Source organism: Kutzneria kofuensis (genome assembly GCF_014203355.1).
In the GTDB taxonomy this organism is placed as follows: Bacteria; Actinomycetota; Actinomycetes; order Mycobacteriales; family Pseudonocardiaceae; genus Kutzneria; species Kutzneria kofuensis.
The window spans coordinates 2,642,605-2,661,176 of record NZ_JACHIR010000001.1 but is presented as its reverse complement, the minus strand read 5'-3'; the positions used below and the strand labels follow the sequence as shown (position 1 = coordinate 2,661,176).

General features: G+C 72.1%; 22 protein-coding genes and 1 pseudogene. 11 read left to right on the top strand and 12 right to left on the bottom strand.

Annotated features, from left to right (window positions below):
- The first annotated feature begins 3 nt into the window (after positions 1 to 3).
- A complete protein-coding gene (locus tag BJ998_RS12330; RefSeq protein ID WP_184861301.1) occupies positions 4 to 441 on the top strand; it encodes an acyl-CoA thioesterase in 438 nt (145 codons plus the stop codon).
- Here BJ998_RS12330 and BJ998_RS12325 read toward each other — a convergent pair whose 3' ends face one another.
- Positions 442 to 1,509 (bottom strand): winged helix DNA-binding domain-containing protein, encoded by a 1,068-nt coding sequence (locus BJ998_RS12325; protein ID WP_184861299.1) that lies wholly within the window; start codon positions 1,507 to 1,509, stop codon positions 442 to 444.
- Positions 1,509 to 2,048, bottom strand: coding sequence for a DinB family protein (locus BJ998_RS12320; RefSeq protein WP_246488573.1), 540 nt, complete (start codon positions 2,046 to 2,048; stop codon positions 1,509 to 1,511). Before BJ998_RS12320 ends, BJ998_RS12325 begins: the two co-directional genes overlap by 1 nt.
- A gap of 54 nt (positions 2,049 to 2,102) precedes the next feature.
- On the opposite strand from BJ998_RS12320, the gene BJ998_RS12315 reads away from it, so the two are divergent.
- The 5 genes from BJ998_RS12315 (at position 2,103) to BJ998_RS12295 (ending at position 6,244) form a co-directional block, all read left to right on the top strand.
- Positions 2,103 to 3,035 carry a helix-turn-helix transcriptional regulator gene (locus BJ998_RS12315; RefSeq protein WP_184861295.1) on the top strand — a complete coding sequence of 311 codons (933 nt, stop codon included), beginning with the start codon at positions 2,103 to 2,105 and terminating at the stop codon, positions 3,033 to 3,035.
- Between the two features lie 45 nt (positions 3,036 to 3,080).
- Positions 3,081 to 4,403: an MFS transporter gene (locus tag BJ998_RS12310; RefSeq protein ID WP_184861294.1), complete on the top strand. Its 1,323-nt coding sequence runs from the start codon at positions 3,081 to 3,083 to the stop codon at positions 4,401 to 4,403.
- A 64-nt stretch (positions 4,404 to 4,467) separates the two neighbouring features.
- The gene (locus BJ998_RS12305) at positions 4,468 to 4,962 is read left to right on the top strand and encodes a MarR family winged helix-turn-helix transcriptional regulator (RefSeq protein ID WP_312890067.1); all 495 of its coding nucleotides are present in this window, start codon (positions 4,468 to 4,470) and stop codon (positions 4,960 to 4,962) included.
- 89 nt (positions 4,963 to 5,051) lie between these two features.
- On the top strand, positions 5,052 to 5,843 hold the full coding sequence (locus BJ998_RS12300) for an MBL fold metallo-hydrolase (RefSeq protein WP_184861291.1): 792 nt from the start codon (positions 5,052 to 5,054) through the stop codon (positions 5,841 to 5,843).
- A complete protein-coding gene (locus BJ998_RS12295) occupies positions 5,840 to 6,244 on the top strand; it encodes a nuclear transport factor 2 family protein (RefSeq protein ID WP_184861289.1) in 405 nt (134 codons plus the stop codon). Before BJ998_RS12300 ends, BJ998_RS12295 begins: the two co-directional genes overlap by 4 nt.
- On the opposite strand, the gene BJ998_RS12290 is transcribed toward BJ998_RS12295, so the two are convergent.
- Positions 6,233 to 7,102, bottom strand: coding sequence for a trypsin-like serine peptidase (locus BJ998_RS12290; RefSeq protein WP_246488572.1), 870 nt, complete (start codon positions 7,100 to 7,102; stop codon positions 6,233 to 6,235). The two genes, BJ998_RS12295 and BJ998_RS12290, sit on opposite strands and share 12 nt — an antisense overlap.
- A 202-nt stretch (positions 7,103 to 7,304) precedes the next feature.
- Here BJ998_RS12290 and BJ998_RS12285 point away from each other — a divergent pair, with 202 nt between their 5' ends.
- The 3 genes from BJ998_RS12285 to BJ998_RS12275 all read left to right on the top strand — a co-directional run bounded on the left by BJ998_RS12285 (position 7,305) and on the right by BJ998_RS12275 (position 9,630).
- The gene (locus tag BJ998_RS12285; protein ID WP_184861285.1) at positions 7,305 to 7,667 is read left to right on the top strand and encodes a hypothetical protein; all 363 of its coding nucleotides are present in this window, start codon (positions 7,305 to 7,307) and stop codon (positions 7,665 to 7,667) included.
- Positions 7,668 to 7,805: 138 nt separating this feature from the next.
- A complete protein-coding gene (locus tag BJ998_RS12280; RefSeq protein ID WP_184861283.1) occupies positions 7,806 to 8,669 on the top strand; it encodes an exodeoxyribonuclease III in 864 nt (287 codons plus the stop codon).
- Positions 8,670 to 8,757: 88 nt separating this feature from the next.
- Entirely contained in the window at positions 8,758 to 9,630 is an 873-nt protein-coding gene (locus tag BJ998_RS12275) for a serine/threonine-protein kinase (protein WP_184861281.1), read from the top strand.
- Here BJ998_RS12275 and BJ998_RS12270 read toward each other — a convergent pair.
- On the bottom strand, positions 9,608 to 10,036 hold the full coding sequence (locus tag BJ998_RS12270) for a RidA family protein (protein ID WP_184861279.1): 429 nt from the start codon (positions 10,034 to 10,036) through the stop codon (positions 9,608 to 9,610). The genes BJ998_RS12275 and BJ998_RS12270 overlap by 23 nt on opposite strands.
- A gap of 84 nt (positions 10,037 to 10,120) precedes the next feature.
- Between BJ998_RS12270 and BJ998_RS12265 the strand changes: the two genes are divergently transcribed.
- Complete coding sequence (locus tag BJ998_RS12265; RefSeq protein ID WP_184861276.1) at positions 10,121 to 11,050, top strand: GlxA family transcriptional regulator; 930 nt, start codon at positions 10,121 to 10,123, stop codon at positions 11,048 to 11,050.
- Between the two features lie 42 nt (positions 11,051 to 11,092).
- Positions 11,093 to 11,593: a methylated-DNA--[protein]-cysteine S-methyltransferase gene (locus BJ998_RS12260; RefSeq protein ID WP_184861274.1), complete on the top strand. Its 501-nt coding sequence runs from the start codon at positions 11,093 to 11,095 to the stop codon at positions 11,591 to 11,593.
- A gap of 20 nt (positions 11,594 to 11,613) precedes the next feature.
- On the opposite strand, the gene BJ998_RS47380 is transcribed toward BJ998_RS12260, so the two are convergent.
- The 8 genes and pseudogenes from BJ998_RS47380 to BJ998_RS12220 form a co-directional block, all read right to left on the bottom strand.
- Positions 11,614 to 12,243 (bottom strand): response regulator, encoded by a 630-nt coding sequence (locus tag BJ998_RS47380; RefSeq protein ID WP_184861272.1) that lies wholly within the window; start codon positions 12,241 to 12,243, stop codon positions 11,614 to 11,616.
- A gap of 312 nt (positions 12,244 to 12,555) precedes the next feature.
- Positions 12,556 to 12,774, bottom strand: a pseudogene (locus tag BJ998_RS47375) (histidine kinase); the annotation flags it as partial.
- A 557-nt stretch (positions 12,775 to 13,331) separates the two neighbouring features.
- On the bottom strand, positions 13,332 to 13,568 hold the full coding sequence (locus BJ998_RS12245) for a hypothetical protein (RefSeq protein ID WP_184861270.1): 237 nt from the start codon (positions 13,566 to 13,568) through the stop codon (positions 13,332 to 13,334).
- Positions 13,569 to 13,646: 78 nt separating this feature from the next.
- The gene (locus BJ998_RS12240; protein WP_246488571.1) at positions 13,647 to 14,702 is read right to left on the bottom strand and encodes a zinc-binding dehydrogenase; all 1,056 of its coding nucleotides are present in this window, start codon (positions 14,700 to 14,702) and stop codon (positions 13,647 to 13,649) included.
- A 71-nt stretch (positions 14,703 to 14,773) separates the two neighbouring features.
- Complete coding sequence (locus BJ998_RS12235; protein ID WP_184861268.1) at positions 14,774 to 15,880, bottom strand: FAD-dependent oxidoreductase; 1,107 nt, start codon at positions 15,878 to 15,880, stop codon at positions 14,774 to 14,776.
- On the bottom strand, positions 15,877 to 17,694 hold the full coding sequence (locus tag BJ998_RS12230) for a M48 family metallopeptidase (protein WP_184861267.1): 1,818 nt from the start codon (positions 17,692 to 17,694) through the stop codon (positions 15,877 to 15,879). The genes BJ998_RS12235 and BJ998_RS12230 overlap by 4 nt, the downstream gene beginning before the upstream one ends.
- Positions 17,691 to 18,347: an RNA polymerase sigma factor gene (locus BJ998_RS12225; RefSeq protein ID WP_184861265.1), complete on the bottom strand. Its 657-nt coding sequence runs from the start codon at positions 18,345 to 18,347 to the stop codon at positions 17,691 to 17,693. The genes BJ998_RS12230 and BJ998_RS12225 overlap by 4 nt, the downstream gene beginning before the upstream one ends.
- Positions 18,344 to 18,547, bottom strand: coding sequence for a hypothetical protein (locus tag BJ998_RS12220; RefSeq protein WP_184861264.1), 204 nt, complete (start codon positions 18,545 to 18,547; stop codon positions 18,344 to 18,346). The genes BJ998_RS12225 and BJ998_RS12220 overlap by 4 nt, the downstream gene beginning before the upstream one ends.
- Positions 18,548 to 18,572 lie beyond the last annotated feature (25 nt).

The following is an 18,572-nucleotide window of genomic DNA, read 5'->3' as shown; positions in this document are numbered from 1 at the left end:
CGTATGGGGGACCACGCGCTGATCCATTCCGTCCGCATCCGCCCCGGTGACACCGATCTCCAGGGCATCGTCCACGCCACCCGCTACGGCAGTTTCTTCGAGGCCGCCTTCGTCGAGGCCTTCCGCACCGTCGCCGGCTCCTTCGCTTTCCTCGCCCAGACCGGCGTCGACCTCGTCATCGCCGAGATCACCATCCGCTACCTCTCGCCGGCTCGCTTCGACGATCTCCTCGACGTCGCCGTCTGGCGCCGCCACATCGGCACCACCTCCCTCACCGTCGTCTTCCAGGGCTCGGTCGCCTCCCGCGACGCCGTCCTCGCCACCGTCCGCTACGTCGCCTTCTCCCCGGGCGAGTTCCGCAAGACCCCCATCCCCGCCGGGCTCCGCGAGGTCCTCGAACGCATCCCGGCCGAACCCGCCGACCTGGCCGCCCGCTGGTAGTCACGCGGCAGTCGTGAGAAATGCGGTCAGCTGCTCGGCTTCGTCGGCGACGGCGGTGCATTCGGCGCGGGTGAAGGGGCGGAGCGGGGTGACGGTGACGGCGGCGTCGGCGACGGTCCAGGTGGCGGCGACACGGCCGTCGACGAGGACGACCCGGGTGCCGGCGACCGAGAGAAGCCGGTGGGCGTCGTCGACGATGCGGGTGCGGTCGTGGTAGCCGAGCAGGGCGTTGTCGAAGGCGGGCAGGAAGCGGACGGGGGCGGGCGTGTCGGGGGAGGGGCGCGGGGCGTCGGGGAGGTCGAGGAGTTCGCGGCCGCGCTCGTCACGGAAACAGACGAGCTCGGGGCGTAGGGCGGCGACGGCGGCGGGCAGGCCGGCGAGGCCGGACCAGGCGCGGATGTCGGCGGTGGCGGCGGGACCGAAGGCGGCAAGGTAGCGGCGGACCAGGGCCTGGCCGACGGCGTCGCCGGACGACTCACGGTCCGGCTCCAGCGGACGGCCGAGCCAGGACGTCAGCAGGACGTTGCGAACGCCGCCTTTGGTGCGCCAGAGGCCACGAGGGGGCACCTGGACCACGGGCACCAGGGCGGCGACGAGCAACTCGCCGAGAACCCGGGCGGGAACATCGGGCCAGCGGGCAGAGACGGCCTGCACGAGTTCGGCCATGGACCGGGGCTGGCCGTCGGCCATGACCGCGTGGCCGGCGGACGCCAGCGAGGAGAGGTCGACGCCGGCGAGTTCACGGCGATAGGTGCCGAGAACCCGTTGGCGCAGCATGGAATCGTGACGTGGCCGCCAGGCGAGGGCGTCCGATGCGGCGAGCAGGTGGACGGTGCGTCGCATGAGGTGGGTCCGCACGACACCACGCTCCACCAACAGCTCCGACAAGGCGACGGGGTGGAAGCCGCGGAGCCGGGACCACAGGCCGACGAACGGCTCCTGGGGCTCCTGGGCCTGAAGGCCGCAGAGATGCCCGACCGCGTCGAGAACCGGCAGGTCGGCGCGGTCGAGCAGCAGCTGGCGGGCGAGGGTGGCGCGGTTGAGGGCCCGCGTGGACAGGACGGTCATCAGCTGGACTTCTGCCCGTCCAGGCCCTCGCGCAGGATGTCGGCGTGGCCGGCGTGGTGGGCGGTCTCGGCGGTGACGTGCATGACCACCCGGCGAACGCTGTAGGAGGCGCCGGGTTCGAGCCACGGGGCGGCGGGCAGCGGATGGCTGCTGGAGAGATCGGACATGGTGACGATCTCGGCGGTCCGCGCGGCGATTTTCTCGTAGCGGGCAAGGATGTCGGCGAGGGTCTCGCCGGGCAGCATCCGGAAGCCGTTCTGGTGGTCGATCATCCACTGTGGATACTCGGCGGTGCCGGCGGCGATGTCGGCCCAGGTGGCGCCGTCGGGCAGCTCGTGCGACATGGCGGACGGCCCCTCAACGGCGAAGCGCAGCCACTGCTCCTCCATGGCGGCGACGTGCTTGATCACCCCGCCGATGCAGAGCGAGCTGACGGTCGGGCGCGCGGCGGCCTGCTCGTCCGTGAGTCCGTCGGCCGTCCTGACCAGGGCGGATCGGGCGGCGGCGAGTGCGGCGAGCAGGTCGGTGGATTCGGTCATGGGGACAACCATGGCAGTAGTAGTGGACAGGATGTGGCCGCTACTCTCGGAAGCATGCCGAAAACGTCGGGACGGCTGCTGTCGTTGCTGTCGCTGCTGCAACTGCGCCGGGACTGGCCGGCGCAGCTGCTGGCCGACCGCCTGGAGGTCAGCGCGCGGACGGTCAGGCGCGATGTCGACCGCCTGCGCGAGCTGGGCTATCCGATCCAGACGATCAAGGGGCCGGACGGCGGCTACCGGCTCGGGGCGGGCACGGAGCTGCCGCCGCTGCTGTTCGACGACGAGCAGGCGGTGGCCCTCGCGGTCGCCCTCCAGACGGCGATCGCGTCGAGCGGCGTCGGGGAGGCCGCGGCGCGGGCGCTGAGCACGATCCGCCAGGTCATGCCGGCACGGCTGCGCAACCGTATCGACGCCCTGCAGGTCACCGCCGTGACGGAGAACCACACGCCGGTCGACGTCAAGGTCATCATGGCGGTCAGCGCCGCCGTGCGGGCCCGCGAGGTGCTGCGATTCGACCACCGGGCTCAGCCGCGACGGGTCGAGCCGCACAACCTCGTGACCTGGGGCAGCCGCTGGTACCTCGTCGCCTGGGACCTCGATCGCGACGACTGGCGCATCTTCCGCGTCGACAAGATCAACCCGCGCACGCCGACCGGCCCCCGGTTCACCCCGCGCGAGCTGCCCGGCGGGGACGTGGCGACCTTCGTCGCCGGCCGGTTCAAGGGCTCCGAGGGCATCGACGCGTGGCCGTGCCGTGGCGAGGTGATCCTCGACCTGCCCGCCGACACCGTGGCCGGCTTCGTCGGCAACGGCGTGGTCGAGCCGCTCGGCCCCAACCGCTGCCGTCTCGTCCACGGCGCCTGGTCCTGGCCCGGCCTGGCCGCCACGATCGGCAGATTCGACGCGGACATCGAGGTCGTCGGCCCGCCCGAGCTCAAGGACGCCTTCGCCCTGCTCGCCCGCCGCTACGCCGCCGCCGCCCGATGACACTTCGCCTGCGGCCGAAACAATGCCGGGTTAGCGTGGCCGCATATGGTTACCGTGAACGTCGGGCGCTGGCCGCTGGTGTCGCTCTGCCTGGGATTCTTCATGATCCCGATGGACGCGACGGTGGTCGCCACCGCCCTGCCCGCCATCGGCCATGATCTCGGCGCCTCCCCGAGCGGCCTGCAGTGGGTGTTGGACGGCTACACGCTGGTCTTCGCCTGCCTGCTGTTGTCCGCCGGGTCACTGGGAGATCGCCTGGGCGCACGCCGCGTCTTCCTGTGCGGACTGGGTTTGTTCGTGTTCGCGTCGACGATCTGTGGCCTGGCAACGAGTCTGACCGTGCTCAACGCCGCCCGCCTCGCCCAGGGCCTGGGCGCGGCGCTGGTGCTGCCGACCTCGTTGGCCCTGATCAACGCCTCCTATCCGGACCGGGCCGCCCGGGCCCGTGCCATCGGCGTGTGGGGCGGCATGGGCGGCATCGCCGCCGGGCTCGGGCCCGTGCTGGGCGGAGTGCTGACCGGCTGGATCGGCTGGCCGGTCATCTTCTTCCTCAACGTTCCCGTCGGCATCGCCGCGATTGTGTTGACGCTGCGGACTGTTGTCGCGCCGAGCCCGAAGGAGCGCGTCGGACTGGACCTGCCGGGGCAGGTGCTGAGCATCATGGCGGTCGGCGGTCTCGCCTTCGGGCTCATCGAGAACGCCCTCTGGGCATTCGCCGTCGCGGTGGTCGGCGGCATCGGTTTCGTTGTGGTGGAGGCCCGCCGTCGACACCCCATGCTTCCGCTGTCTCTCTTCCGTAGCAAGGAGTTCACCGGATCCGTACTTGTCGGCGCCGCCATCAACACCGGTTTCTACGGCGAGCTCTTCCTGCTGTCCCTGTACTTCCAGCACATCCGGCTGTTCACGCCGATGCTCGCCGGCCTGGCCTTGTTGCCGCAGCCCGGCATCGCATCCCTCGCCTCGGCCCTCGGCGGACGGCACACCGCCCGCTTCGGGCCCCGCCCCGTCATGATCATCGGGCTGGTCGTCGGCGCCCTCGGCCTCTTCGCGATGGGGTTGTGCGGCAAGGACACTCCGTACTGGCTGCTCGTGGTTCCTTTGCTGGCCATCGGTTTCGGCACCGCCTACACCATGCCCGCCGCCACCGCCGCCACCATCGAGGCGGCGCCCTCCGACAAGGCCGGCACCGCCTCCGGTGCCCTGAACTCCAGTCGCCAGGTCGGCAGCACACTCGGCGTGGCCGTCTTCGGCGCCCTCGTCGCCGGCGCCGGGGACTTCATGACCGGCTACCGCCTCAGCGTTCTCGTCGGCGGCGCCGTGTTCGCTGCCGGCGCCGTCATCGCGTGGCGGACCGTGCCCCGACGCTGATGCCGAAGAATCGGCCGCGGGCCCATTCGCCCAGCTTGCGGCAGCGTCGGGCATGATCGGGGCCGTGGACGAGCGGGCGGAGATCGCGACGGCGAAGGACGCGGCGAGCGACGAGCTGATCGTGTCCTTCGGCCGGCTGCTGGGCGTGGCGGGGCGGCTGGGGCACATCCTCGGGCGGGCCATCGAGGAGGAGTGCGGCATCAGCCACCTGATGTACGAGGTGCTGCTGATCCTCGGCCGTGCGGGCGATCCGGGGCTGTCGATGGGGGCGATCGGCCGGGAGCAGGTGCTCACGACCGGCGGCGTCACGCGGCTCGTCGACCGGATGGAGGCGGCCGGTCTGGTCGAGCGGACCGAGGATCCCGGCGACCGGCGCGGACGGCTGGTCCGGCTCACCCCGCACGGAGAGGAGATCGCGGTCCGCGCGTCCCGGGTGCATCTGGCGAACATCGAGCGGTACTTCCTCGACCCGCTGCCCGTCGAACACCGTGCACAATTCCTCGCCGACCTGCGGATTCTCAGCCACGCGGCCCGGGACGCGCTGCCCAGGATGCACTGACCGCAGCGTGACCCACGTCACCTCTGTGGCGAAATATCTGACGAGTCAGAATCTGTTGAGTCAGGTAAATCGCCCACGAGGAGGACGTCATGGACTACGAGGTCGTCGATCTCGACTTCCCGGTCGGCAGCCGGAACAAGACCGCCACACTGGTCAGCGGCGAGCAGGACGTGCTGCTCGTCGACACCGGCTTCACCCGGGCCGACGGGCACCGCCTGGTGGCCCGGATCCTCGACTCCGGCAAGCGGCTGGCGACGGTGTTCATCAGCCACGGCGACCCGGACTACTACTTCGGCGCCGAGGTCGTGGCGGATGCCTTCCCCGAGGCCGAATTCGTCGCGACGCCGCCGGTGATCGAGCACATCCGGCACACCTACGAGGGCAAGCTCCGGGCCTGGGCGCACCTCGGCGTGAACCTGCCGACGCGCCTGATCGACATCACGCCGCTGACCGGTGACCTGACGCTGGAGGGCAAGCGCTTTCAGCTGTGCGGTGGGCCGGCCGAACTGGCCGACCGGCACTACCTGTGGCAGCCGGAGGACCGCGTGATCCTCGGCGGAGTCCTGCTGTTCCAACGGGAACACGTGTGGGTCGCCGACACTCCGAAGCCGGAGCAGCGCGCCGCATGGGTACGGCTGCTCGACGAGATGGCGTCGCTCGACGCCGCCCTGGTGATCCCTGGCCACCGGCTGCCGGACGCGCCCGGGGATCCCGTCGCCGCGACCCGCGAGTACCTCACCACGTTCGAACGGGAACTCGCCGACGCGGCCGACGGCGCCACGCTGACCGACGTCCTGACCACCCGTTACCCCGACCACGGCATGCTGATCGCGGCCCAGATCGGCGCCAAGGTCGCCAAGGGCGAGATGAGCTGGGGATGACCGACTTCGAGCAGCCCGCGGACGTCGTGCGGCGCCAGTACCTCGCCTCGGCCGCCGGAGACCTGGCGGCCTTGCGGGACACCCTCGCGTCCGACGTGGAGTGGACCGAGATGGCCGGCTTTCCGCTGGCCGGCACGTACCGCACGCCCGAGGGCGTGACGGCCAACGTGATGGAGAAACTGGCCGTCGACTGGGACGACTGGACCGCGCACGACGACAGCTATGTCGTCGACGGCGAGAACGTGGTGGTGCTGGCCCGGTACACCGCCACCAACAAGGCCACCGGCAAGGCGATCGACGTCCGGGTCGCGCACCACTTCGTGGTGCGCGCCGGCAAGATCGTCCGCTTCGAGCAGTTCGTCGACACCGCCAAGGTGCTGGCGGCGATGTCAGATGGCTGACGCCTGGTCGTAGACCTGCTTGGCCACGTCACCCATCGGGGCCCCGGTCAGGCTCGTGGTGCGCAGGTCGTCGTCGAGCGAGCCCTTGCTGGTCACCGAGAAGACCGTGCCGCTCCGGCCGTCGAAGCCCGTCAGCCACGGACCGCCGCTGGAGCCGCCCGCCATGTCGCACGGGGAGCTCCACGTGTCGCCGACGCTGTCGGATTCACGCGTCGCCGTCACGGTGCAGCGCAACAGGAACTCCCCGTGCGCCAGCTTCGAACCGGGATAGCCGAAGATGTCCGCCCCGCCCGTCGACCGCGTGCCGAACGCGATCTTCTGCGTGCCGGCCACGTCCGCCACGTGCTGGCCGTTGCGCGGGCCGAACACCACCATCGCCATGTCCCGGGGAGTGAGGCTGTACTCCGTCGGCACCACGAACGCCCGCGCCGCGAACACCCCCAGCGGCGCCTTCCCGCGGTCGTAGCCCGGCACGAACACGATGTTCGTCGCCTTGATCACCACGTCGTCACGGGTGAACCCCGGGTGCACGCAGTGCGCCGCCGTCACCACCGTGTCCTTGTTGCCGCTGGGCACCGCCGTCGCCGTGCACCAGCTGTCGCCGCCCGGCACCTCCGTGAAGAAGAAGCGCCCCACCCCCTTCGGCGCCGGCTCGGCCCACGGCTTCGCCGTCTGCTCGCCCGGCTCCGTCGCGTCCGCCCCCACCTGCCGCATCCGCTCCGGCGTCCAGTACGCCAGCGCCACGGCCTGATCCGCCGCCGTGACCGTGTCCACCTGCGTCGACGGCGCCGGATCCGCCCCCGCCACCGGCGCCGCCAGCGTCGTGACGGCCGCGAAGACGAGTACTGCTCGTGACAACGTACCCATGGCCTAGGGACGCACGGCCGGGCCCGCGGTTGCGGGAACCGGGATCGGCAACGTGCGCCGAGCGTCGTTCGCTCAGGTGACGCCGGCCGCCCACGACCCGGCCAGCCATGGCTCCACGACCGTGACCATCCGACAACCCTCCCGACGCGGCCGGCGTCAAGCGAGTTGATCGACTACGACGAGGAGGAACGGTATGACGATCGCCAGGATCGCCGTCGGTCTGGGGCTGGTCGCAGCGACGCTGCTGGGCGGGACGGCGACCGCGAACGCCAGCGCCTATCCACGCGTCACGGCCTGGCACGACGTCAACGCTCGCCAGGGATGCGCGGCGACCACGTGCCCGGTCGACCCGCTGTGGAGCATGAAGGCCGGTGATTCCCGGCCGGGCATCTGCTGGCGGCACGGCGAGACGATCACCGCGTACGGCATCACCAACGACATCTGGGTGGTGGTCAGCCTGGAGGACGGCATGTCCCGCAACGTCAGCGCGGTGTTCCTCACCGGCGACAAGTACGCCAACCTGCCCGCGGACGTCGAATGCGGGCCGGAGGTCTGAGGTTCCGCCGGCCGTTTCCCGTCTTCCGTCACGCCGGGAAACGGCCACCTCGCTGCCGGCCGACCGTGACCGTTCCCGGTTCCGGCCGGTCCACGCGCGAGCCCGGCGATTGTCAGGGGCGGTGGTTACGGTGGTGTCGTGCGAGTGGCGACGTGGAACGTGAACTCGGTGAAGCAGCGGCTGCCGAGGTTGCTGCCGTGGCTGGACGAGCGGCGGCCGGACGTGGTGTGCCTGCAGGAGACGAAGCTGTCCACGGAGGCGTTCACGGCGCTGCTGGGCGAGGAGCTGGGGCAGCGCGGGTACGAGGTGGCCGTGGCGGGGGAGGCGCGGTGGAACGGGGTGGCGGTGCTGTCCCGGGTCGGCCTCGACGACGTGGTGGTGGGCCTGGACGGCGCGCCGGGGTTCCCGCACCAGGAGGCGCGGGCGGTGGCGGCGACGTGCGGCGGGGTCCGGGTGCACTCGCTGTACGTGCCGAACGGGCGTGAGCCGGATTCGGAGCACTACCGGTACAAGCTGGCCTGGCTGGCGGCGCTGCGTGAGGTGGTGGCGAGCGGCCCGGCCGACGCGGTGCTGTGCGGGGACATCAACATCGCGCCGGCGGACGCGGACGTGTTCGACCCGGCGGCGTACGTGGGCCAGACGCACGTGACCGCGCCGGAGCGGGCCGCCCTGAAGGAGCTGCTGGACCTGGGGCTGCACGACGTCGTCCGCGAGCGCTGGCCGACCGAACGGGTGTTCACCTACTGGGACTACCGGGCCGGCATGTTCCACCAGGACCTGGGCATGCGCATCGACCTGGTGCTGGCCTCGGCGCCGGTGGCCGGGCGGGTGCGGGCGGCCTGGGTGGACCGGCATGCCCGAAAGGGCGCCGGCCCCAGCGACCACGCGCCGGTCGTCGTCGACCTGGACGAGGCCCCGGACGGGGACATCGGGCCGGTCGTGCCGCCGCCGTCGGCCCGCGGGACGGGCAGGAAAGCGAGGCTGCCACAGGCAAAGAACTGATCCACATCTCACAACCGGACCTCACCGGGCCATCCGGCACCGTATCGTTGTGCCGGCTGCCAACTGGGGGTGTGCGGAGGTGAACCGGATGCGGCAGCGACCCTATGTGGCGTACGAGCCGCCGAGCCAGCCGCTGCCGGCCAGGTTCCGGGTCGACGGCCTGCTGGGGCGCGGGGTCGGCACGGAGGTGTACGACGCCTACGACGAGCTGCTCGACCGCCAGGTCGCGGTCAAGCTGTTCCCGGCCGACCTGGACGCGACCGCATGCCGGCGGATCGCGGACGAGGCCCGCGCGCTGGACCGGCTCAACCACCGCCGCCTGGTGTCGGTGTACGACGGCGGCGTCCACCTGGGCCGGCCGTACCTGGTGATGCAGCTGATCCGCGGCACCAGCCTGAGCAAGCGGCTCCGCCAGGGCTCGATGCTGACCGCCGAGGCGGTGGTGCTGGTCGCGCTGCTCGCCGACGGGCTGGCGCACGTGCACGCCCAGGGCGTGGTGCACCGGGACGTGAAGCCGTCCAACATCCTCCTGGACGAGGAGGGGCTGCCGCACCTGAGCGACTTCGGCATCGCGCTGCTGGCCGGCCAGGCCCGGGTGACGGCCGTCGACGAGGTCATCGGCACGCCCGCCTACCTGGCGCCGGAGCAGATCCTCGGCAGCGCGCTCGGGCCGGCCGTCGACGTCTACGCGCTCGGCCTGGTGCTGCTGGAGTGCATCACCGGCCGCCGCGAGTACGACGGTCCGAACAAGCTGGAGGCGGCCCTGGCCCGGCTGACCCGCGACCCGCAGATCCCGGAGGAGCTGCCGGGGCCGCTGGCCGGGCTGCTGCGGGCCATGACCGCCCGCGAGCCGGGCCGCCGGCCGACGGCGCTGCACTGCGTGAACACGCTGTCGGCGCTGGTCATCGAAGCGGCGGAGCCGGAGACCGAGACGCTGTCTATACCCTGGCGATCACCTTGATCTCCACCAGCTGCTCGGGGAAGGCCAGCCGGGTGCACTCCACGATGGTGCTGGCCACCGGCGGGACCGGCACGCCGTAGGCGGCCTTGCGGACGTCGCCGACCACCGCGAACGCGGCGTCCATGTCGAGCACGTAGATCACCTCCTCGACGATGTCGGCCAGCGACGCGCCGAACCGGGCCAGCAGCCGCTCGATGTTCACGTAGGTCTGGCGGATCTGCTCGCCCATCGCGGACGAGTCGGTGATCCGGCGGTTCTCGTCGGTCGGGGCGGGCGCGACCAGGTCCGGGCCCTCGTTGGCGAGCTGCCCGGACACGTAGATGGTGTCGCCGCGCCGGACCGCCTGCACGTAGCCGTAGCCCTCTTCCCACGGGACGCCGAAACTCTCGACCTGAGCTGTTGTCATGGTCGCACCGTAGGATTCGCGGCGGGCCCGGGAACAGCCGGAACCGTGCCGTTGACGGCAAGGATCGTGCCAGGAGGTGGGCGGATGGCGCGCAGGGTCGTGGTGCTCGTGCTGCCGCGCGTGCTCGCGCTCGACTACAGCATCGCCGTCAACATCCTCGGCGACCAGCCCGGCTACGAGCTGCTGACCGTCGGCGAGCCCGGGCAGGCCGGGCCGGCGGCGGGCGTCGTGATCGTTCCGTCGCACCCGCTGTCCGCCGTCGACGACGCGGATGTCCTCGTCGTCCCCGGGTACGGCGATCCGCACCTCCCGCCGCCGCCCGCATTCCGGACCGCCATCGCCGACGCCTTCGCCCGCGGCGTCACCGTCGTCGGCATCTGCACCGGAACCTTTGCCTTGGCCGCCAGCGGAATCACCGCCGACCGGCGGGTCACCACGCACTGGCGGTACGCCGGCATGCTGCGGGAGTTGTTCCCCGACACCAAGGTCGTCGACAACGTCCTGTTCGTGCCGGACGGCAATCTGCTCACCTCGGCCGGCGCCGGCGCGGGCATCGACCTGTGCCTGCACCTGATCCGTGAGGACTTCGGCGTCGAGGCCGAACTCGCCGCCGGCCGGGAGGCCATCGCCTCACCGGCCCGCCTCGGCCCGCAACCCCAGTACGTCGACGTCCTCGCCCCACCCGGCGCCGACCTCGCCGCCACCCGCGAGTGGGCGCTCTCCCGCCTGTCCCAGCCTCTCACCGTCGACACGCTCGCCCGCCACGCCGCCATGTCCCGGCGCACCTTCATCCGGCGATTCCGCGGGGAGACCGGCCTGCCGCCGATGCGATGGCTTACGCTGCAACGGATTCTCGTCGCCCGGCGGCTGCTGGAGACCTCCGACTGGTCCGTGGACCGGATCGCCGACGCCGCCGGCATGGGCACCGCCGCCAACTTCCGGGTGGTCTTCCGGCGGGAGACCGGTTCCCTGCCCAGCGACTACCGCCGGGCGCACCGGGCCGTTGATGTCTGATTCCCGCCAGCCAGAGCCGTCGTCCAACGCCATGCTGGTGACATGAACGTGAAGACCATCGTGGACAGCCCCGTCGGCCCGCTGACCCTCGTCGGCGAGGACGGAGTGCTCACCGGCCTGTACATGGAGAGCCAGCGGCACCGCCCGGCGGAGGAGACGTTCGGCGAGGCGCAGGCCGGGCCGTTCGGGGCGGCGGTCGAGCAGTTGGCAGCGTACTTCGCCGGCGAGCTCGACACCTTCGACCTGCCGTTGTCCCTGCGCGGCACGCCCTTCCAGCGGACGGTGTGGTCGGCGCTGCGCGAGATCCCTTACGGCGAAACCATTTCCTACGGCGAGCTGGCCCAGCAGATCGGAAAGCCCAGCGCCGCCCGCGCGGTGGGGCTGGCCAACGGCAAGAACCCGATCGGCATCATCGTGCCCTGTCACCGGGTGGTCGGCGCCGGTGGCGACCTCACCGGCTACGGCGGCGGCCTGGCGCGCAAGCAGTACCTGCTGGAGTTCGAGCGGGCCGGCGCGGAGGCCAGCCTTCTGCCCGTGCCGTGAGTGTGGGCAGGCCGGCAGCTTCACGGCGTCACCAGGCCGTGTCGATACGCGTAGCGGATGGCCTCGGGGCGGGTGTGGACGCCGATCTTGGCGAACAGGTTGTTGATGTGGGTCTTGACGGTGGTCTCGCCGATGAACAGCGTGCCGGCGATGTCGGCGTTCCCGAGGCCCTTGGCGATGAGGGTGAGCACCTCGGCCTCCCGCGCGGTCAGCCCGGCGGGCGGGCGGCCGGGGGAGGCGAGGGCGGCGACGATACGTTGCGAGACGGCGGCGTCGAAAGTGGACTGTCCGGCGGCGACGGCCCGCAGGGCGGCGGCGATCTCGGCGCGGCCGGCGTCCTTGGTGAGGTAGCCGCGGGCCCCGGCCCGCAGGGCGCTGGTGATGGACTCGTCGTCGGCGTAGGTGGTGAACACGACAACGGCGACGTCGGGATGGGCCGAGGTGATGCGGCGGGTGGCCTCGACGCCGTCCATGACGGGCATCCGCAGGTCCATCAGCACGACGTCGACGTCCCGCGACCCCAGCAGCTCCAGGGCGTCGGCCCCGGTGCCGGCGTCGCCGACGACCTCGACGTCGTCCACGAGATCGCGCAGGGCGACCAGGCCCTCGCGCATCACCAGCTGGTCGTCGACGACGACAACCCTGATCATTCCGGCACCTCGGCGGTCACGAGCCAGCCCTCTCCCGATCGTCCCGCGGTCAGCGTGCCACCGACGAGCGCGATCCGCTCCCGCATCCCGGTGAGCCCGTGCCCGGGCGGCGCCGGCTCGTCCGGCGACGCGTTGTAGACCCGAAGCGCCACGGTGGATCCGTAGTCCAGGGACACGGAGACGGCCGAGCCGGGGGCGTGCCTGGCGGCGTTGGTCAGGGCCTCGGGTCAGGGCGTCGACCAGCGGTGGGGCGTCGGAACGCAGCGCGGCGACGGCCCGGCGGGCCTCGTCCAGACCCTCGTGGGCCAGCCGACGAGCCCGCTGCACGCGGAGCAGCCCACCCTCCACGTCGCCACGCTCGGCCAGCAGACCTTCGGCGACCTCGAGTTGCACGCCGAGCGCGCCGAGGGAGTGGGCCAGCACGTCGTGCAGCTCACGGGCGATCCGCGCCCGCTCGTCCAACGCGGCGTACGAGGCGAGCAGCCGGGCCCGCAACTGGTGTTGCCGCAGGCTCAACCCGATCAACGCCATGGTCAGCAGCACGGCCAGGTCGCCGAGCGCGGAAGCCGGGCCCTGCCTCCACGCCAGGGCACCGCCGCCGCCGAACAGGAGAGTGACGGCCAGCGCGCCGACCAGCAGCCCGGACGGCAACCGGGTCTGCGAGCAGGTGACCGCCAGCGCGACACACGTGAGCAGCACGGGCGTGCCGTCGGGAGCCGGCCCGATCAGCGCGGCGCACACCAGCAGGCACGCCAGCAGCGACACGGCGGCGGCCCGGAAGGCCCGCCGGTCGAGCAGCACGAAGCCGAGCCAGCAGGCCAGGCCCAGCCCGTAGAGGGCCCACAGCCAGCCGGGCGTCGGCTGCTGCACGGTGGCCAGCGTGACCACGAAGACGCAGGTCCCGACCAGGCCGACGACCAGCCACGCCGGCGCGATCCGATCAAGCAGTGCCACGGGCATCAGGCTGCCATGTCAGCGGCCGGTCCGCCGCCAGATCAGGGCCAGCACGAACAGCAGCACGACCAGCCCGACCACGCCGGCCCCGATCATCAGGAACCGGGTGAGCAGGACCTGCAGCACGGCGCCCATCAGCGGCGCTCCTTGATCACGCGCTCGACGACCATGTTCGTGAGCCCGCCGCGACGCCGGGCCTGCTCCCGCAGCACGGGCTCGACCACCTGCCGGGCCCGGTCGAGCTTGCCGTAGCGGCGGAGCAGCAGCGCGATCGCGAACAGTCCGAGCACCACCAGCGCCACCACCCCGCCGACGACGGCGAAGCGGAGCGCCAGGATGCCGGCGACCTCCTGAAGGCTGTTGTCGTCCATGGCCCGGACGCTACGGAGACACCCGGGTGGACCAGCACCTCCCGGCGGTGGAGATCGGGGTGGACCGGGTCTCCACCGTCAGGGCTTCAGCAGCACCCGGATCGGGTGGCCGTCGTGCTCGCGCAGTCGGCGGATGCCCTCCTCGAACTCCGCCAGCGGCAGCACCGCGCTGACCGAGGCGGACAGGTCGAGCCGGCCCCGCGAGACCAGTTCCACCAGCTCGGAGAGGTGCCTCATCTTGTAGCCGAGGTGGCCGATGACGGCGTGCCGACGTCCGACGAACGTCCCCTCGCGGCCGAGCTCGATGGTCTCGCCGCTGATGCCGACGAGGACCGCCCGGCCGCGGGCGCCGAGCACACCGTTGGCCTGCGCCACCGTGGACGCGCGGCCGACGCAGTCGAACGCCACGCGCAGCCCGCGGCCGCCGGTGATCTCCTTGATCCGCTCCGGCGTGTCCTCGGCCAGCGGGTCCAGCGTGAAGTCCGCGCCGAGCGAGAGGGCCCTTTCGCGCACCTCGGCGACGGGGTCGAGGCCGATGATCGGCGACGCGCCGGCGATCCGGGCCAGCTGGACCAGGTGCGTGCCGATGCCGCCCAGCCCCCACACGCCCACCGACTCCGCGACCCGCAGGTCGGCGGTCTCCAGCGCGCCGTACGGCGTGGAGACGGCGTCGGCCAGCACCGCGGCCTGCTCCATCGGCACGCCGTCCGGCACCGAGATCAGCGACACGCCCGGGGTCACCACGTACTCCGCCCACGCGCCGTCGTACGCGAAGGCCATGACCTCCAGCGCCTCGCAGTCGTCGATGTTCCCGCCGAACACGCACGACCGGCAGCGCCCGCACGCCCTGCCGGCCGCGATCACCACCCGGTCGCCGACCGTCCAGTGCCGCACGTCGCTGCCCACCGCCGCCACCGTGCCCGACGCCTCGTGACCGGGCGTGATCTCCGGGAACCGGGCCGGGATGTGGCCGTCGAACTGGCTCAGGTCCGAGTGGCAGATCCCGCACGCCGCGACCTTCACCACCACCTCGCTCGGCCCCGGGCGCGGCACCGGCACCGTCTCCAGGCTCAGCTTTCCCGTCTCGGAGTGGAACCGGACGGCGCGCATGGTCTCGGGCAACTCGGTGGTCAACGGCGGAATCCCTTCCAGCGGAACGAATGCGCCGCCGACGCTACGTCAGCCGTGCACGCGTGCCAACGTGTTCACGGCACGATGACCTCGTTCCAGTGAATTTCGTGCTCGTACAGCCATGCCCGGACCTCCGGCCGGGCGTTTTCCCTGGCCTCCTCGGGCGTGCGGACCGGCTTGGCCACCATCTCCGCCAGCCGCTGCGCCCGCGGCGCCCGAATCCGTTGGTACGCGGCGAAAGCCCGCTCCAGGTCCGGGACGTCCCGCACGCACATGGCGAGGATCACGCTGTCCTCCAAGGCGATCGAGGCGCCCTGGGCGGCCGAGGTCGCGCTGAGATGGGCGGCGTCGCCGACCAGCACCATCCGCGAGTTGTGCCAGCGCGGCAAGGCGTGCGGCAGGTGGTGGATCCCGGTCGCCAGCACGTCGTCCTGCTCGGCGGTGATCACCCGGCGCGGGATGTCGGTCCCGGCGACCTGGGCGGCCAGCACCTCCAGCCAGGGCCGGTCGTCCGGCGGCCCGGGCACGACCGCGGCCCAGAAGGTCTCGTTCTCCGGGGACGTCGTGCAGACCACGCCGCCGGTGATCAGCCGGCACGTGTCCTGCACGGTCGGGACCGACGGGTCGCGGGTGTAGCCGTAGACCAGCGTGACGCCACTGAACTCGGGTTTCGGTGCGTCGAGGTCGATCAGGCCGCGGGTGGTGGACCAGACGCCGTCCGCGCCGACCAGGAAGTCACCCTTGGCGGTGCCGCCGTCCTCGAACGTCGCCACCACCCGGTCGGTGATCTCGGCGCTCACCAGTCGCTTGCCGTGTTCGATCTTCCCGCCACGGCGTTCGAGTTCCCCTTGCAGAGCAAGGTAGAGGTCCGCTCGCTTGATCGTGCGGGGGCCGTCCGGGTCGGGGTGGGCGGCGCCCATCGGTCCGCTGGCGAAGGTCTTGCCGTCGGCGCCGATGTACTCGACGTCGCGGGTGCGGAACGACGCCTCGATCACCGGCTTGTCCGCGTCGATCGCCCGCAGCGCGTCCATTCCGTTGTGCATCACCATGAGCCAGGCGCCGACGTCGTCGCCCCCGGTCGGGTACGCCTCGTACACGGTCGAGGTCACGCCGGCCTTGCCCAGCGCGAGTGCGGTCGCGGCGCCGGCGATGCCGCCGCCGATGATCAGAGCGTGTGTCATGGGTTCCCGTTCGTCGGGGTCAGCAACGGCGGCGCAGGGATGATCGAGATGTCGAAGGTGGGCCGGGGCAGCGTCGGATAGGGGAACAGGCTGGTGGGCAGTCGGTAGTGGGTGGTCGGCGCGGTGTAGGTCGGCAGCACCGTCGTGATGTTGCGGGGCGGGTCCTCGTTCGACCCGTCGGCGATCACGGAGACGGCGACGATGGCGATCACCGCGGCGCCGTAGAGGGCGATGACGCGGGTGCGGCGGGCGCGGTCCCGGCGCAGGGGCTCGGTGTCGAAGACGACGCTGGTGGACTGCTCGGTCTCGGAGGCGAAGGGCCGGCGGGGGTCGACGCGTAAGGACGCGAGGTGCAGGCGCAGCCGGTCGACGCCGGAGCGGTGGTCGACGGCCTCGAAAACCAAACCGTTCAGTTCGGCGAAGGGCAGCACGTGCACGCCGTCGGCCCGCAGCTCGCTGACGACGAGCTCGCTCGGCCCGGTCCACGACAGCCGCCAATGCGCGCTGCCGGCCTCGACGAGGTAGTGCCCGACCAGCGCATGCAGGGCTTCACACAGCCGGGCCATGGCACGGTGCCGGTCGTCGGGGTCGAAGCGCACGGCGAGCCGGGCGGCCTCGCCGGCTTCCAAGGTGTCGAGCACGGTGGCGAGCGTGGCGCCGGAGCCGGCGGCGGCGAGCAGCGTCCGGGCCGACGCGGTCGGGGCGGCCTGGTGAGCGGCCTTGTCCAGCCACTGCGCGGACGGCAGCGTCTCCACCTCACGGTCGGGCAGCAGGTGCTCGACCACTTCCCGTCGGGGATAACGCCAGGTCGACGGCGTGGGCTCGGGCAGCCGCGTCGGCACGTCGACATCCATCCCGGCGAGCCGGGCCAGCCGGTCGGCGGTGCTGGGGTGGCTCGCGTACGGGTTGCGCGGCTCCGGCCCGGGATCGACCGCCCGGACCGGCGCGTCCGACAGCATCGCCACGAACATGGCCAGCGGATCCTCCGGCGCGTAGCCGGCGGCCGCGGTCCGGAGCAGGTAGTTCTGTACGTAGGCGTGCCAGCTTGCGTCGATGGCGGCCAGCGACCGCAGCGCCTGGGCGACGGCCCGAGGGCCGGCGATGCGGGCGGCGACGGCGTCGGCCTCGAACTCCTGCCGGCGCCGCACCGCGAAGGAGATCCGCGCGTACAGCCGGATGTAGCCGGCGAAGGCGTAGCTCAACAGGCCCGCCGGCCCCCAGCGGAAGGCGGTGCCGGCCTCGATGAGGTTGTTCTGGAGACGGTCCAGCGCCAGGTAGCCGCGGTGCACGACCACGCCGACCCGGGTGTGCCAGCCGATGTAGTGCCCGAACTCGTGGCCGAGCAGCGCGCGGAGCTCGTTCGCGGACAGCGTGGCCAGCAACGGCAGCCCCAGGTGCAGGCGACGGCGGCCGGGCAGCAGGCCCAGCAGCCGCGCGTCCTCGCTGACGGAGGCGTTCACCTCGCCGGTCAGCCGCAGCTCGTCCGGCGGCCGGATCCCGGCCTCGGCCGCCACCTGCTTGACGAACGTCCACAGCTCCGGCGCGTCCTCCTCGTCGACCAACACCGAACCGGTGTCCGAGCCCGCCTGGCCGACCCGGAACAGGCCGCCGATCACGGCGACCAGCGTGACGACGGAACCGAACAGGAGCAGCACGATCTGGAAGTTGAACGTGGTCAGCTCGCCCTGGACGTAGTCCTGCGTCGACTGCGCGGCCAGGACCATCAGTAGGCCGGCCACGGCCACGCCGACCAGGGCGAGCAGGTAGACGCCGACGAGCAGGACGATCGCGAGGACCGCGCGCAGCGTGATCATCCGCGCCTCCACCAGCGCCGCGGCTGAGCGTGGTCCACGGCGGCTCGCACCCGCTCCCGGACGGCGTGGTCCGCGGCGAAACCGTCCGCCAGCCAGCGTTCGGCGTCTCGCAACGCTTCGATCAGCCGGTCCTGCGTTTCCCTCGCCGCGGTCACCAGCCCGTCACCCGTTCGCGCCGCGACCAGGCCCAGCTTCTTGGCCACCGCCGCGCGGGCCTTGTGCAGGTGCGCCGCGACCGTGCCGCGCTTGATGCCCAGCAGCTTCGCCACCTCCGCCTGCTGCATGCCGTCGAGGCAGCAGTGCACCAGCACGGCCCGCTGCACCGGCGGCAGCCCGGCGACCACCGCCAGCACCTCCTTGGCCGCCCACGCCTCGTGCGGCGTCGCGTACGGGGAAACCGGCAGCTCCAACGCCGCCACCTCCTCCTGCCGGAGCCGCTGCCGGCGCAGCCGGAACACCTTGCGGGTCATGGTCACGTGCAGGTACGCCTCCGGCGCGTCGTAGCCGCTCGCGGTGTCCCAGTTGCGGGCGACCTCGGCGAACGCCTGGGCGACCGCGTCCTCGGCGTCGGCCCGGTTGCCGCACAGCAACACGGCCCGGGCCATCAGCCGGGGATAGGCCGTTCGGAAGAAGTCGTCGAAGTCGCCGCTCATTCGCCCTCCCCACGAGCGATCACCAGCCAGCCCTGGCCGTCCCGCCGGGCCACCGTCGAGCCCGGCCCGGCGGCCCGCGACAACCGGCCGAGCAGCCGCACCCGCGCCCGCTCGGCGTACAACATCATCCCCCAGCGTGCCACCCCGCACACCAGTCTCGCCGCGGCCAGCGCCGCCGTCAGCAGCAAGGGATCCTGCATCGTTCCTCCCCGTCTCGGTGTCTCG

Coding starts and splice junctions, on each gene's coding strand:
- BJ998_RS12295 (WP_184861289.1), top strand. CDS start 5,840: ATGACCGACTTCGAGCAGCCCGCGGACGTCGTGCGGCGCCAGTACCTC.
- BJ998_RS12275 (WP_184861281.1), top strand. CDS start 8,758: ATGCGGCAGCGACCCTATGTGGCGTACGAGCCGCCGAGCCAGCCGCTG.
- BJ998_RS12315 (WP_184861295.1), top strand. CDS start 2,103: ATGCCGAAAACGTCGGGACGGCTGCTGTCGTTGCTGTCGCTGCTGCAA.
- BJ998_RS47380 (WP_184861272.1), bottom strand. CDS start 12,243: ATGATCAGGGTTGTCGTCGTCGACGACCAGCTGGTGATGCGCGAGGGC.
- BJ998_RS12330 (WP_184861301.1), top strand. CDS start 4: ATGGGGGACCACGCGCTGATCCATTCCGTCCGCATCCGCCCCGGTGAC.
- BJ998_RS12260 (WP_184861274.1), top strand. CDS start 11,093: ATGAACGTGAAGACCATCGTGGACAGCCCCGTCGGCCCGCTGACCCTC.
- BJ998_RS12265 (WP_184861276.1), top strand. CDS start 10,121: ATGGCGCGCAGGGTCGTGGTGCTCGTGCTGCCGCGCGTGCTCGCGCTC.
- BJ998_RS12325 (WP_184861299.1), bottom strand. CDS start 1,509: ATGACCGTCCTGTCCACGCGGGCCCTCAACCGCGCCACCCTCGCCCGC.
- BJ998_RS12285 (WP_184861285.1), top strand. CDS start 7,305: ATGACGATCGCCAGGATCGCCGTCGGTCTGGGGCTGGTCGCAGCGACG.
- BJ998_RS12320 (WP_246488573.1), bottom strand. CDS start 2,048: ATGACCGAATCCACCGACCTGCTCGCCGCACTCGCCGCCGCCCGATCC.
- BJ998_RS12245 (WP_184861270.1), bottom strand. CDS start 13,568: ATGGACGACAACAGCCTTCAGGAGGTCGCCGGCATCCTGGCGCTCCGC.
- BJ998_RS12220 (WP_184861264.1), bottom strand. CDS start 18,547: ATGCAGGATCCCTTGCTGCTGACGGCGGCGCTGGCCGCGGCGAGACTG.
- BJ998_RS12225 (WP_184861265.1), bottom strand. CDS start 18,347: ATGAGCGGCGACTTCGACGACTTCTTCCGAACGGCCTATCCCCGGCTG.
- BJ998_RS12270 (WP_184861279.1), bottom strand. CDS start 10,036: ATGACAACAGCTCAGGTCGAGAGTTTCGGCGTCCCGTGGGAAGAGGGC.
- BJ998_RS12310 (WP_184861294.1), top strand. CDS start 3,081: ATGGTTACCGTGAACGTCGGGCGCTGGCCGCTGGTGTCGCTCTGCCTG.
- BJ998_RS12230 (WP_184861267.1), bottom strand. CDS start 17,694: ATGATCACGCTGCGCGCGGTCCTCGCGATCGTCCTGCTCGTCGGCGTC.
- BJ998_RS12300 (WP_184861291.1), top strand. CDS start 5,052: ATGGACTACGAGGTCGTCGATCTCGACTTCCCGGTCGGCAGCCGGAAC.
- BJ998_RS12235 (WP_184861268.1), bottom strand. CDS start 15,880: ATGACACACGCTCTGATCATCGGCGGCGGCATCGCCGGCGCCGCGACC.